Here is a 13983-nt window from a genome sequence, read left to right as displayed (position 1 = left end):
GCTGATTGCCTTTTAACGGCGGGTTGATGCGGCTATGACGATATAGTATTTTGGCTTTATGCCATGAATAATGATTCTAGTAAAACAGCTTTGACATAATTGCTGACGATATAGAACACATACGTGTTGCTATATCTGCAATTATATCAAATAGCACAGCTATACGCTGTTTTACTATATAGACATATTCTGCCCTATAATTTATATTATGTAAAATAGGATTTTGGGAAATGGCTGTTAGCCCACAAATCGGATCGGATTGCGATAGTCCTCCACTCGCCTCTGTAGTTCGTTAAATTCCAATAACTGTGTTCGGATTCTACCCAATCTTCCTTTTGGTGGTTCCTCTCCATTTGTTATATCAGCAATAATTTCAAGATTGGATTTTCGAAGTTGCAGTAATCTCGACTTTAATGCTGTCAGTTCCTCATATCGTTCATATGTCCTTGGTTCACACCTATAACAGCACAACATTCTGTTTAACTGAAAGATATCTCTATTGTTCCGTTCTAAGCGTAATACACTGGTACTTCTGCTAGAAACTCTCCCTTCCGGGTACTCTTTAAACCTTGTTGTTGTCATATCTATAGGATTTAGGGTTTGTGGGAGAACTTAGAAACTCCTATTAAGTTAGACATTTTTTCTTTTCCCTAAAAATATAATATTCAGAAAATCAGACTTTAACGTTTTGACAACCTAAATTTTATGTTTACCTTAATTAAAAATATTTGCTTTCTTTATTTTACCTCTTTACCTTAAACAAAAATTATAATTATTATGAATATAAACTTTGAATACGATGGCGTAAAAGCCAGTGAACGTTTGGAAATATTTGCTGGTAAAAAAGTAGACAAGTTATTGGACAAATATGATTTTATAATTCGTGCCGATATATTCTTCAAAACAGAGAATACTGCCTCCCCAGATACAGGAATGATCTGTGCGATTCGATTGAGTTCCCCAGGACCCCGCCTTTTTGCAGAGTCGAGCAACGGTAGTTTTGAAGCCTCCATTGCCAAAACCGTGGATGATCTGGAACGACAATTAAAAAAACGAAAAGATAAGATTAAAGCTCATTAATTGCAGGGATATCAATTCTTGTACCTAATACCACGAAAGGATTCACATCCTTTAAATTCTAGAGAAAACAAATATTTTATTTAGAAATGGGTCTGTAGACAACTACAGACCCATTTTTATTTGCCTGCAGTTGCCCTTCTACGAAACGGACCTCTTTTAAGAATCCCACTACTACTTACTTCAACCCCAATTTATTTGAATTTTTTGCGCCAATATATCTTAGGATGATTAGCTTTGTGATCTTAAAAATTTGCTATGTTGATCTGGATTGGTTTTATCGCTTTAATTTTAGTATTTCTTGCTTTAGATCTTGGGGTTTTCCATAAAGATGAACACGTAATTAAAACCAAGGAAGCGGCCATATGGACCGCCATATGGATTACCGTAGCCATGGCATTCAGCGGTGTTATCTATTGGTTGTTCGACGGGAACCATATTGCCAATCCAACAAACCTTACGCCCAGCAAAGCTGTCATAAAGTATATTACAGGGTACTTGATAGAACTTTCCTTGAGTGTCGACAATGTATTCGTAATAGCCGTTATATTTTCATCCTTTAGTATCCCGCCCCTGTACCAACACAGGGTTTTGTTCTGGGGAATCCTGGGAGCCATTGTTTTTAGGGCTCTTATGATTGTTTTTGGCGTGGCCCTGATCACCAAGTTCGAATGGATTATTTATGTTTTTGGGGTATTCTTATTGTATACCGCCTTTAAAATGCTAAAATCCAACGAGGAAGAATTTGATCCCCGTAAATCTTTTATTTTTAAACAGGTAAAAAAGATTTTCCCGATCTCAACCCAATTGCACGGGCATGATTTTTTTATTAAAAAAATGGGGATTCGCGCTGCAACCCCACTTTTTGTGGCGCTTATTGTGATAGAACTTACAGATATCCTCTTTGCACTGGACAGTATTCCTGCTATTCTGGCCATTACCGCAGACCCCTTTATCGTCTTCAGTTCCAATATTTTGGCCATCCTTGGACTCAGATCCATGTACTTTTTAATCTCTAGAATGTTGGAGAAGTTCAAGTATATCAACTATAGTCTGGTGGTGATCTTAGCCTTTGTGGGTATAAAAATGCTGTTGTCCCACTATGTGGAATTCCCAGAATGGCTATCATTGGGTGTTATAGCCCTGGCCCTTATCGGTGGCGTTGCCGCATCCATGATACTTGCGGAAAAGAAGGTGGCCTAAACGAAAAGGAAACTGTATCTTTTCTATGAACCTTAGTACTTAAGAGGCTTTGAGCTTGGTATCAATAATGGCCAATGCGTCCTTTACGGTCTTCATTTGGTCCATATCTTCATTTTCCAAAACGATGTTAAAAGCATCTTCCACATCCAATACGATATCTACTAAATTGGCGGAGTTGATGTTCAACTCGTTGATGAAATGACTCTCTGGCGTGATTTCTTCTACCGTTACGTCCTCTGGTAGGTAAATTTTAATGATCCCTTTTAACTGCTGGTATCTCTCTTCCATATATTTATAATCGGTAGTTCTTATTCGTTTTTATAAGCCTTAAAAATAACACAAGCATTTACATCACCAAAGCCAAAACTGGCCTTGGCTATAATTTTTGGACGATATGCGATTGTTTCCCTGGGTATTTTGGTGGCATCCACTACCTCCAAGATCTCAGGATGTATGTCTTCACAGTTGATATTTCCAAAAACCTGTCCTTCTTTGAATTGCAAAAAGGCTGCAACACATTCCAAACTGCCAGCGGCCGCTAAGCAATGGCCCATCATTCCTTTAAAAGAATTTATAAAGGGGAACTCTGTTCCCGAACGCTCCAAGGCCGCACTCCAATTTTGGATCTCTACCGCATCCTTGCCTGTTGCTGTCAGATGACCATTAATAACATCGATTTCCCCTTTCTGTATTTGGGCGTTTTCGACTGCTTCGACTATACAGCGCTGCACCGCTTCACTGTTTGGGGCTGTCATGGTACCCTCTCCCCTTTGTCCGCCACTGTTCACGGCTCCTCCGAGCACTTCCCCATAAATATGGGCTCCGCGCTCCAAAGCACTCTCCAAAGTTTCCAACACCAAGGCCCCTGCCCCACTGCCCGGCACAAAACCAGCTGCCGAGGCGCTCATTGGCCTACTGGCCTTTTCCGGTTCTTGGTTATAGGCATTTGGCAAGATCCGCATGGCATCAAAACCGCCCCATACATATGGCCCACTGTCACTACAGCTCCCCGTAAGTATTCTGGTGGCCTTCCCGGCCATAATGCGCTCATAGGCCATTAAAACACCTTCTGTGCCCGTGGTACAGGCAGATGAGTTGGTGGTCACCTGGTTGCCACAGCCCAATATTCCCCCTAAATAGGCACTTATCCCGCTGGCCATGGTCTGCATTACGGAAGTACTACCCAACCTACGGGTGTTGCCTTCGTCTATCAGGTGGATCGACTCTCTAAACTTGTCGACCCCCAAGATTCCGGTACCAAAGATGATACCGCTGTCCCAATCCGGAGTTTCTTTGGAAGCCATGGTCAAACCGGCATCTTTCCATGCATCCATCCCTGCCATAACCCCGTAAACAATACCACTGGCATTCAATCCCCGTTGCTGTAATGAATTAAAGTATTTATTTAAATGATCGTCGTTAAAAATAGGTTTACCAGCAATTTGGCACGAAAACTTAAGTTCTTGTAGTTCTTGGTGAAACCGTATTCCACTAGTACCCTCCTGTAGGGATCTGATAAAATCATTTAACCCTACTCCATTGGGGGCACATACCCCCATTCCTGTCACTACTACCCTATTTTTCATGCACCTTCCATTTTTATCATTCCGGCCATAACTCCTTTACAGACCAGCTCGCCTTTAGTATTGTGCATTCGCACTTCACACTTTAATTTATTGAATCTAAAATAGATTTTTTTGGAGGTCACCACCACTTTCTCATTGGGAAAAACAGGGTGCAAAAACTCCATTTCGGCACTGCTCAATCCTATTTTAAAGTTTGAAGTATCACTTGCGTTTAGCAAATATAACCCCAAGCAAACCAATCCTATCTGTGCGCAACATTCTGTAAGTATCACCCCTGGGGTTACTGGCCCATCCTTAAAATGTCCCTTATAAAAATATAGGTGCTCTAAGAAGGTAAATTCACCCACGGCCCCATCGTCATCTACCCTGTACAGCTTATCCACAAAACGGAATTCTGGGCCAAAGGGCAATTGATTCAATATGCTGTTAAATTCCATTTATTGGTGTCATTTTTTTTAATGAACTCGTGCTTCCCTCCCTTTACTGTTACCGTAAACTTTCCCCTCCGTCTACCTTCAATACCGTGCCCGTGATCCATTTTGCCTCCTCCGTGATCAAAAGATAAACCACATTGGCGACATCTTCGGGGGTGGTCAGCCTACCACTTGGATTGCGCTGCAGTGCACTTTCTTTTAATTTTTCACTCCCCGGAATCATATTAAAAGAATTGGTCAAGGTCATTCCTGCTTGCACACAGTTGGCTTTTATACCTAAAGGAGCGAATTCCAAGGCCATGTTACGGGTAATAGCCTCCAAAGCAGCCTTTGCGGCAGAAACTGCGGCATAATTCTCCCAGGCTTTTGAGTTGCCCTCACTTGTAAATGAAATGATCCTGGTGTCTTCTGCAAATAGCTTAGCGGCTATCAAAGCTTTTGTCCAATCGTACAGACTAATTGCCATGGCATCCAATGTAAGGTGAAAATCTTGGTTGTTCAAGGTATTTTGTTCTTCAGAATGCATCGGTTTTAAATTGCCCTTGGCAATGCTATGGACCAGGACTTTTATACGGCCATTTGGCCCCAAATCGCCATAGATTTCCTTTATAGTTGCCATTCTGCGCTCTGGATTAGTGGCGTCTATATGGTACGATTTCAGCTCTATTTTATTTAAAGTAATACTTCTGAATTCTTCTTCAATCCTCTGGAAGTCAATTCTTCTATCCCTATGTACTACTAAAATATTAAATCCGTGCTTTGCCAGCTTTTTAGCCGTAGCCAGACCCAAGCCACAACTGCCCCCTAATATTAAGGCCCATTCATTTTTTAGTGTCCCATTCTTACCCATAATCCACTTATATTTCTATTGTAAAGCACTATTTATTATTCCATAAGTGCTACAGATTACCATTCCAACAATACACGTTGGGCCGAAAATCCAGGTCCAAAACTAAGTATCAATCCCTGTTCTCCCTTTGTGATTTCCTTTTCCAAAAAGCGCTCCAGCACATACAATACTGTTGCACTGCTCATATTGCCGTACAAGCGCAATACTTCCCTTGTGTCATCTATATTTTTGCCCATGGCCCCAAAGAGATCTTCCACTGTTTGCACTATTTTCCTCCCCCCGGGATGAAAGATCAGGTGGTCAACTTGGGCAATAGATGAGCCATGACGAGCCAAAAAAGGATGAACGATATATGGAAAATGAGCTGCGATGGTTTCCGGTACGACGGGATCTAAGATCATTTTAAGTCCATAATTGGTGAGATCAAAGCCCATCATATGGGTAGCATCTGTAAAATGGTACATCTCCCCTCCCATTATCTTGGGGCCTTTGGCCTCTTTCTCCGAAGACAAGAGCACACAGGCCGCACCATCTCCAAAGATGGCGGCACTAACCATATTGGCCATGGAATAGTCGTTCAATTGAAAGGTGGCAGTTGGACTCTCCACTGCCACTAATGCAGCGCGTTTCCCCGGATAGGAGCGCAAAAAGTTATAGGCGTAGATCAATCCAGATACGCCCGCAGCGCAGCCCATCTCGGTTACCGGGAGTCGCACCACATCTTGTCGCAACCCCAAATCATTGATGATATAGGCATCCAAAGAAGGAATCATTATGCCCGTACAACTCACGGTTATGATAAAATCTATACTATCGGTCGGCCAATCCGCAGCTGTTAAAGCCTTTTGAAGTACCCCAGAACCCAGTTTTTTGACTTCCCGCGCATAAATAGCGTTTTTGTCCTCAAAGGAGGTGGTGGTAAACACTTCCTCTGGCGCCATAATACTATAGCGTTTATCTACTGCAGCGCCTTCAAATATTTTGAGCACCTTACGCCTAAACCGCTCTTCCTGGTTGCCCAACCACAATTCTACAAGTGGTAAAATATCCTTGGTATCCCTACTGTATTCCGGTAATTGTTTGGTAACATTTACAATCTTAACTTCATTCATTTCGTAACTGAGGGTCTATTGGTTCTTATGAGCCATAAATATCTAAAGGCCCATTTGTAATGTACCGAATGGTATGCATTTGGAATCGCTTTTGAAAAAGCGGTCAACTCATCCTTCAAAAAGCCACTTTTTATGGACGTTAATCCGTCTAATCTTCCAATATCGGTTTTTATAAAAATAATACTAAACAACTTAAAAAGATAATATGCCACCTTACTTCTTTGCAAATCATTGATAACAACTCCTAAATTGGCCAACTTTACAAATTGGTCCAAGAATATGGGGATTTCGGTATTGCTAAAATGATGCATGGTCAGGGTACAGAGCAAAATATCACATTGTAGCGCTTCCGCCTTAAGCTTGAGAATATCCTGTCTTAAGAATTGTATTTCAGGGTATCCCTTAGACAACTCTTGGGCGATTTGGATTCCTTTTTCACTCAAATCGATCCCCACCAAACGTACTTCAATATCTTTATTGCGGTAAAAATCGGCCACTTCCCTTAACATTTGCCCGTCTCCGCAGCCCATGTCTACAATGGTATACTTATCCCTAGGTGTTTCCTTGATCAATTGTTCAACCGCCCTAACCGTAATCCTATTCCCGTTTAAGAGTCGGTTCACGCGGGATATGTCCTCCAAAACTTTCCTTAGGACCGCCTCAGGGACATTGGGATCGTCCATCAATTCCGGATCTGTATTTCTATGGATGAAATTGATCATGAGGTTATGGGTTTACCGTGTGTACTTTTTATCAACTTGTTCAAGATCCACGGCGAATTTCCAACAGCACCCAAAGCCCATTGGGACAGGCTGGGATTCAACAAGAGGGATTGGAGTCTTCTTCCCATCCATAATCGATGTTGAAAGGTCTGGTCCCATGTAGTTTGGTAAGCTCCTTCCAATTGGTCTCTACTAAATGACGTATCACTAAAATATTTGGATATCAACTCAGATGCCAGCTTAGCGCTATGTATGGCCATAGCCATCCCATTGCCACAAAGGGGATGTATGAGTCCGGCAGAATCCCCGCACATGAGCATATGGTTTTCAATGGCCTTTTTTTTGTCAAATGATATTTGTGCGATACTTAATGGGGATTGGAACAAAGGCTCCCCTTCCCTTAGAAATTCGGCCAGAAAGGGATTTTTGGACACCACATTGGCATTAAAGCTATCGATATTCTTTTCACTCTTAAAACTTTCATAGGTGGTCAGATAACAGAAGTTGACCGCTCCCGTTTCCGTTTTGGAAAGTCCGGCATAACCGCCCTTAAAATTATGGAGGGCCACTAAATTATCCGGAAAATCCGGGAAATCATAATGTGCCTTAACCCCTAACCAGGTAGATTTGTGCTGAACAAAATCGCGCTTAAAATGCATATCCAAGGTGCTCCGCTTGCCATATGCCCCCAAAGTAATTTTTGAGGTAAAGCGATTTTCTCTTTGGGTTGTAACTAAAAAACGATCGTTTTCAAAGTGCACCTTATCCACACTTTCAAAAACAAAAACCACCCCTTGGGTCTTAGCCTTTCGGAACAGCAAATCATCAAATGCATATCTGCTTATCCCCGTTCCCCCCAATGGAAGTTTTGTAGTAATAGTCCTTCCATTGACCAATGAAAATTGGAGGGCATCTATTTGTGCCACCTGGAATTCGGAAAACGTAATATCCAAATATTCCAAATAGGGCAACACTTCATTGGAAACATATTCCCCACAGACTTTATGATGTGGATACTGCTGTTTTTCCAATACCAAAATGCTATGACCATTTTTTCTGAGATGCAAGGCAGCTGTCAACCCAGCTAAACCCCCTCCAATGATAATAACATCGTAATCTACCATTGATGGAAGATACTATTATAAATAAAAAATCCCGCCATATTTGGCGGGATTTAGTTATATAAAGGATGGTATTAATTATCCTTTTGTTTTTTCAATGGCTTCTTGTTTTAATGCCTCGTTGGCTACAATTACCATTTCTACCCTACGGTTCTTTGCTCTTCCCTCAGCGGTTGAATTGTCCGATTTAGGCTGATTCTCACCGTACCACTTGGCAGTAAGTCTACTTTTATTTATTCCTTGCGAAATAAGGTAATTGGTCACAGACTGTGCACGTTGTTGTGATAGGCTCATGTTGTACTCATCACTTCCTGCACTATCGGTATGTCCTTCTACCAAAATATTGGTGTCTGGGTATTCCTTTAAAACACCGGCCAACCTATTTAAGGTTTCGGCAGAAGCTCCTTTTACAGCTGATTTGTTGGTGTCAAAATACACTCCAGCATCCTCATTGAAGGTCACGTTGATCCCTTCTCCAACCCTAGTCACTTCTGCACCTGGAATCTCGGTTTCTATACGTTCCGCTTGTTTGTCCATTCTATTTCCGATATAACCTCCGGCAGCACCACCTACCACAGCACCAATAATGGCACCTAAAGCAGTGTTTCCTTTACCTACGTTATTTCCGATAACACCACCAACGGCAGCACCACCAGCAGCGCCGATGACGGCACCTTTTTGGGTTTTATTGGCATTTTTAACAGTACTACAACTTGCAATAATGGTCAGAGCCATTACAAACATGATACTTTTTGATACTATATTATTTTTCATTTTAATCGATTTTACTTTTTAGTGTAATTATAAACTACGGTCACAGGCGAACCATTAACGGAAACATCGGATTTCAATGTCATGGCCTGTGGGGTCAAGCTAACGATATCCAAACGGTAGCCAAAACCACCACTGACATCTTTATTTTTAGCATTGATCGACTTGAACTGTAGTTGATTGGGAAGTCCTTCCCTGTTCACTACGGACCATTTGATATAACGATCTCCACCAGAACAAAGGCTGCCACTAGGAATAGTATAGCGTCCTGTGCTATTGTTATCTCTAAAGAACCATTCACTGTTCTTAAAACAGATATCCTTGGCATCATTAAAAAGCAAGGAAGAGAAGGTTCCAGTATTGTTTTCATAGGAAATATTGTTCAAGGACCAGGTCCCGCTCAACATATTTCTTTGGCTCCGAACCTCTTTGGTCACGGAACAGGATGTCATGATTAGTGCTGCGACTGCAAGCATTAAAATGAGTTTTTTGTTCATCTTTTAGGGTTTAATTTAACTTATATACGTTGAAATACTTCAAACCGACTTTGCATCATTAAGAATGTGCAAAACCTTCTGCAAGATCGTGATTTCATCGTGCAATATTAGTTCAAAAACATCTAATACTAACGCATTTGCTAATAATCCAGTAACTCCTTGATTGCTAGCGAAAAACGTTCCTTTGGGAGGTAGTTTTGTTCCAGTTTTTTGGCAAATGGGATAGGAGTATCCAAACTGGCGACCCTCTTTACCGGTGCATCCAGAAATTCAAAGCAGTTTTCCATAACCAAAGCAGAAATATCACTGGCCACACCCCCAAAAAGACTGTCCTCCTGTAAGATGATCAGCTTTCCTGTTTTCTTGACAGATGCGTAAACGGCTTCCATATCCAAAGGTTGAAGGGACCTTAAATCCAAAAGTTCGGCATTTATCTCTGGTTGGTTGTCCAAAACTTCCAAGGCCCAATGGACGCCAGCTCCATAAGTAACGATTGTTATATCCGATCCATTTCTCAAAATACTGGCCTTGCCCATGGGCAAGGTGTAATAATCCTCTGGCACATCTTGATACATACTCCTATATAAGGCCTTGTGCTCAAAGAAAAGTACCGGATTGGGATCGTTGATAGCGGTTGCCAACAATCCCTTTGCATCGTAAGGAAAAGCGGGATAGACCACCTTTAAGCCTGGGGTCTTGGTAAACCATGCCTCATTGGTCTGGGAATGGAAAGGTCCTGCCCCTACTCCGGCACCGCAGGGCATACGAACCACAACGTCTGCGTGTTCTCCCCAACGGTAGTGTGATTTTGCCAAGTAGTTTACGATAGGGTTGAAACCAGAACTCACAAAATCGGCGAATTGCATTTCTACCATTACCTTCATCTTATTAATGGATAGGCCCATGGCCGTGGAAACAATAGCAGATTCACAAATAGGAGTGTTCCTTACCCTCTCTTTACCAAATGCCTCCATAAATCCTTCTGTAATCTTGAAAACCCCACCATAATCAGCTATATCCTGACCCATGAGCACCAAATTGCCATGTCGCTCCATGGACTGCCTCAGTCCTTGCGAAATGGCATCTATAAGCCTTATGTGGGCAGTCTTGTCATTTGGTTTTACTTCTTGATATTCAAAAGGTTTATACACATCCTTTAATTCCATGATGGGATCAAGGGTAATTTCTTCCTCATTGTAGGCCATCTGAAGATGCTCCTCTATTTCCTGAAGGATCTTTTCTTTAATCTGAGTAATGGAGCCTTCATTTAATACCCCTTCTGAGACCAGAAATTCCTCATAGTTAGCAATCGGGTCTTTTTTGGCCCATTCATCCATCAGTTCCTGTGGAACGTACTTGGTACCACTGGCTTCTTCATGCCCCCTCATCCTAAAGGTCTTGAACTCCAACAGTACAGGCCTTGGGGTATTTCGCATACTCTGACAAAGGGCATCTACTTTCTCATAAACCTCTAAAATGTTATTGCCATCTATGATGTGCGACTCCATGCCATAGCCCAGGCCCTTGTCCGCCAAATTCTCACATTTATATTGTTCATTGGTGGGGGTAGAAAGTCCATATCCGTTGTTTTCTATACAAAACAGAACTGGGAGGTTCCACACCGAGGCCACATTGAGGGCTTCGTGAAAATCTCCTTCACTGGTTGCACCTTCCCCTGTAAAAACAGCGGTCACCAATTTTTCCTTTTTTAAGATATTTGCCAACGCTATGCCATCTGCAACCCCCAATTGAGGCCCCAAATGGGAGATCATACCTACAATCTTGAATTCTTGGGTCCCAAAATGAAAACTACGGTCCCTCCCTTTGGTAAATCCACTGCTCTTGCCTTGCCATTGCGCAAACAACCTATATAGTGGAATATTTCGGGAGGTAAAAACACCAAGGTTCCGGTGCATGGGCAATACGTACTCATCTTCCTTCAATGCAGATGTCACTCCCACTGAAATGGCTTCCTGCCCAATTCCACTAAACCATTTGGATACCTTTCCCTGACGTAGTAAAATCAGCATTTTTTCCTCGATCAACCGAGGTTTCATCATCCTTTCATATAGTTTTAACTGGGTGATTTTGCTAATATTGTTAGGTTGATATTTCATAATTATATAACGTTGTCTGCTAATATTGGGTTAAATGTAACGAAAGGACAGAACAAAATTGAATGTTTTCTTATTCGATAACCTTAATTAATTTAGTAAATTTGAGGTGCAAATTTAATTTTTGGTCATGAGCGGAATTCCAAGTGTAAATCTTCAAGATTTTTTATCTGAAGATAAGAATAGAAATAAAAAATTTATTGAAGAAATAGGTAGCGCCTTTGAGGATATAGGTTTTGTAGCCTTGAGCGGTCATTTTTTGTCCGATGAGCTTGTAAAGGATCTTTACAGCGAAGTTCGCAACTTTTTCAATTTACCCCAAGAGGTAAAAGATTCTTATGAAATTCCCGGCATCGGAGGACAAAGGGGATATACTTCCTTTGGGAAAGAACATGCAAAGGGCAAAAAAGAAGGGGATTTAAAAGAATTCTGGCATTTTGGCCAATATGTGGAGGACAATCCTAAATTGGAAGCCGAATATCCGGATAACGTGATGGTAAAAGAACTTCCTAATTTTAATGTCATTGGAAAGGAAACCTATAAGATGCTCGAAAAAACTGCAAAATATGTGCTGAGAGCCTTGGCATTGCACCTTGAACTAGAGGAAACTTATTTTGATGATTATATAAAGAACGGGAACTCCATCCTTAGGCCTATCCACTACCCACCTATAACCTCCGAACCAAAAAATGCCATTAGGGCAGCGGCCCACGGAGACATCAATTTGATAACCCTATTAATGGGGGCACAAGGGAAAGGACTTCAGGTTATGAACCATCAAGGGGAATGGGTAGATGCCATAGCACAGCCCAATGAACTAATGATCAACGTTGGGGATATGCTTTCCAGGCTGACCAATAACAAACTAAAATCTACCATCCACCAGGTGGTCAATCCTCCGAGGGAACTTTGGGGAACCTCCAGATACTCCATTCCTTATTTTATGCACCCGGTAAGTGATATGCCGCTTAATTGTTTAGATAATTGTGTTGATGAAGAAAATCCAAAGCAATTTGAGGACATTACAGCAGGAGAATTTTTACATGAAAGATTGATCGAACTTGGATTGATTAAAAAATAAGAACATCAAAAGCCTCCCTGCGCAAGGGAGGTTTTTTCTAGTATTCAATACCTTAAAAGATGGACCTTAAAGACCAGCTCAAAAACTTATTCCCAGATCATACTCCTTCTACCGAAGAGGATACATCCACATCCAACAAAGAGGGAATCTGGATGCAAGAGGCACCTATGATCTGCAAATATGAAAAACGAAAAGGGAAACCAATCACTATTATTGAGGGATACACCGGGGCTGATGAGGATTTTAAAAAACTGGCCAAGGAATTAAAGACCAAATTGAGTGTTGGTGGCAGCTTTAAAGATGATTCCATTATCATCCAAGGTGATTACCGTGATAAAATTATGGATATCTTAAAGGAAAAAGGGTTTAAGGTGAAACGTGTTGGTGGTTAAAATCTGTTAATTAGCTTTCAGATTTTTATTTAAAATGTTATCTTTAATAGATTGTAACAAGTGCATGCCTAACACCTAACTAGCGTCCAATGAATACCCAGTTGCACATAACAAATGGCGATTTTCTTACCAAACGTTTAAAATCGCTTGATCTCAAAGGTGATATTATCACCTGGAGGGAAATGCTATGTGAAGGAAAAACCTTAACATCAGTGGGGAGCGAATCATTCTGGAAGACACGTTTTGAATTCCTTAACAAGACCTATAAAATTTCCAAATCCAGATTCATAGAGCAAACATTAAAGGAATACAGGTCCCTTTGCAGCCACAAGCAACAAGACCAGATTATTTTATGGTTTGATTACGATCTGTTCTGTCAAATAAATATGTTGGCGGTCATCAGTTGGTTAAAGACCCACCGAAGACATGCTGAAATATCATTGGTCTCAACAGTCAGCCTGAAAGAAGGGGAAACACCCAAAAGTCTTTCCGAAATGGAAGATCATGAGCTTTTAAGTATCTATGGACTGCGCAAATCACTTACACAGGATGATATTGAATATGCAGATTACATCTGGCAATTGTATTGTAGCAACAATCCAATACGCTTGGAGAATGTAGGAGATTATCAAAACTATCAGTTTGACAATCTCGCCAATGCCATTGCTGCCCATCTAAAAAGATTTCCAAGTATACGCAACGGTCTCAATGATGTGGAAAACCTGGTCTTGAAAGTGGCTTTGGAACAACATCCAGATTCAAAAAAAGAATTATTGTCCCTTATTCTCAAAAATCAAGGTATTTATGGCTTTGGTGACACCCAATATGAAAGGGTACTAACAAAAATTAAGCCTTTATTTTCCTCTTTTTCCCCTGTGACGCTGTCCCCTGACGGGTTGGGCATCTTTAAGGGAAAAACAAGTTATTATTCCACAATAAAGGAAAATGATGAGTACCTCGGAGGCGCTTTAAAATATAGCTTCTTATATAATTCGTCTACCGACAGAATTCTAAAATTATAGC

At 41.2% G+C, this 13983-nt stretch carries 16 protein-coding genes; 5 read left to right on the top strand and 11 right to left on the bottom strand.

Annotated elements, in window-relative coordinates; translation table 11 throughout:
• Positions 1-237: 237 nt before the first annotated feature.
• The gene (locus ABXZ32_RS06820) at positions 238-582 is read right to left on the bottom strand and encodes a hypothetical protein (RefSeq protein ID WP_354617923.1); all 345 of its coding nucleotides are present in this window, start codon (positions 580-582) and stop codon (positions 238-240) included.
• Between the two features lie 195 nt (positions 583-777).
• Between ABXZ32_RS06820 and ABXZ32_RS06815 the strand changes: the two genes are divergently transcribed.
• Together ABXZ32_RS06815 and ABXZ32_RS06810 are read left to right on the top strand one after the other, a co-directional pair.
• Positions 778-1080 carry an HPF/RaiA family ribosome-associated protein gene (locus ABXZ32_RS06815; RefSeq protein ID WP_354617922.1) on the top strand — a complete coding sequence of 101 codons (303 nt, stop codon included), beginning with the start codon at positions 778-780 and terminating at the stop codon, positions 1078-1080.
• Positions 1081-1335: 255 nt separating this feature from the next.
• Complete coding sequence (locus tag ABXZ32_RS06810) at positions 1336-2280, top strand: TerC family protein (RefSeq protein WP_354617921.1); 945 nt, start codon at positions 1336-1338, stop codon at positions 2278-2280.
• Between the two features lie 39 nt (positions 2281-2319).
• On the opposite strand, the gene ABXZ32_RS06805 is transcribed toward ABXZ32_RS06810, so the two are convergent.
• The 10 genes from ABXZ32_RS06805 to ABXZ32_RS06760 all read right to left on the bottom strand — a co-directional run bounded on the left by ABXZ32_RS06805 (position 2320) and on the right by ABXZ32_RS06760 (position 11490).
• Positions 2320-2568, bottom strand: a complete 249-nt coding sequence (locus ABXZ32_RS06805; protein ID WP_354617920.1) for a phosphopantetheine-binding protein — start codon at positions 2566-2568, stop codon at positions 2320-2322.
• A 20-nt stretch (positions 2569-2588) separates the two neighbouring features.
• Entirely contained in the window at positions 2589-3866 is a 1278-nt protein-coding gene (locus ABXZ32_RS06800) for a beta-ketoacyl-[acyl-carrier-protein] synthase family protein (protein ID WP_354617919.1), read from the bottom strand.
• The gene (locus tag ABXZ32_RS06795; protein WP_354617918.1) at positions 3863-4303 is read right to left on the bottom strand and encodes a 3-hydroxyacyl-ACP dehydratase FabZ family protein; all 441 of its coding nucleotides are present in this window, start codon (positions 4301-4303) and stop codon (positions 3863-3865) included. The genes ABXZ32_RS06800 and ABXZ32_RS06795 overlap by 4 nt, the downstream gene beginning before the upstream one ends.
• Before the next feature lie 49 nt (positions 4304-4352).
• On the bottom strand, positions 4353-5150 hold the full coding sequence (locus tag ABXZ32_RS06790) for an SDR family oxidoreductase (protein ID WP_354617917.1): 798 nt from the start codon (positions 5148-5150) through the stop codon (positions 4353-4355).
• A gap of 56 nt (positions 5151-5206) precedes the next feature.
• A complete protein-coding gene (locus ABXZ32_RS06785; RefSeq protein WP_354617916.1) occupies positions 5207-6262 on the bottom strand; it encodes a type III polyketide synthase in 1056 nt (351 codons plus the stop codon).
• Positions 6259-6984 carry a methyltransferase domain-containing protein gene (locus tag ABXZ32_RS06780; RefSeq protein WP_354617915.1) on the bottom strand — a complete coding sequence of 242 codons (726 nt, stop codon included), beginning with the start codon at positions 6982-6984 and terminating at the stop codon, positions 6259-6261. The genes ABXZ32_RS06785 and ABXZ32_RS06780 overlap by 4 nt, the downstream gene beginning before the upstream one ends.
• Positions 6981-8108, bottom strand: coding sequence for an NAD(P)/FAD-dependent oxidoreductase (locus tag ABXZ32_RS06775; protein ID WP_354617914.1), 1128 nt, complete (start codon positions 8106-8108; stop codon positions 6981-6983). Before ABXZ32_RS06775 ends, ABXZ32_RS06780 begins: the two co-directional genes overlap by 4 nt.
• Before the next feature lie 75 nt (positions 8109-8183).
• The gene (locus ABXZ32_RS06770; RefSeq protein ID WP_408016946.1) at positions 8184-8849 is read right to left on the bottom strand and encodes an OmpA family protein; all 666 of its coding nucleotides are present in this window, start codon (positions 8847-8849) and stop codon (positions 8184-8186) included.
• 41 nt (positions 8850-8890) lie between these two features.
• The gene (locus ABXZ32_RS06765) at positions 8891-9373 is read right to left on the bottom strand and encodes a lipocalin-like domain-containing protein (protein ID WP_354617912.1); all 483 of its coding nucleotides are present in this window, start codon (positions 9371-9373) and stop codon (positions 8891-8893) included.
• Between the two features lie 140 nt (positions 9374-9513).
• Complete coding sequence (locus tag ABXZ32_RS06760; RefSeq protein WP_354617911.1) at positions 9514-11490, bottom strand: alpha-ketoacid dehydrogenase subunit alpha/beta; 1977 nt, start codon at positions 11488-11490, stop codon at positions 9514-9516.
• Between the two features lie 127 nt (positions 11491-11617).
• Between ABXZ32_RS06760 and ABXZ32_RS06755 the strand changes: the two genes are divergently transcribed.
• The 3 genes from ABXZ32_RS06755 (at position 11618) to ABXZ32_RS06745 (ending at position 13982) form a co-directional block, all read left to right on the top strand.
• Positions 11618-12568: an isopenicillin N synthase family dioxygenase gene (locus ABXZ32_RS06755; RefSeq protein ID WP_354617910.1), complete on the top strand. Its 951-nt coding sequence runs from the start codon at positions 11618-11620 to the stop codon at positions 12566-12568.
• Positions 12569-12627: 59 nt separating this feature from the next.
• Positions 12628-12960 (top strand): translation initiation factor, encoded by a 333-nt coding sequence (locus ABXZ32_RS06750; RefSeq protein WP_354617909.1) that lies wholly within the window; start codon positions 12628-12630, stop codon positions 12958-12960.
• Positions 12961-13049: 89 nt separating this feature from the next.
• Complete coding sequence (locus ABXZ32_RS06745) at positions 13050-13982, top strand: DUF1835 domain-containing protein (RefSeq protein ID WP_354617908.1); 933 nt, start codon at positions 13050-13052, stop codon at positions 13980-13982.
• Position 13983 lies beyond the last annotated feature (1 nt).

Origin of the sequence: Sediminicola luteus, assembly GCF_040566555.1 — a bacterium.
Classification (GTDB): domain Bacteria; phylum Bacteroidota; class Bacteroidia; order Flavobacteriales; family Flavobacteriaceae; genus Sediminicola.
The sequence above is the reverse complement of the archived record's forward strand: the minus strand, read 5'-3'. Positions and strand labels throughout refer to the sequence as shown.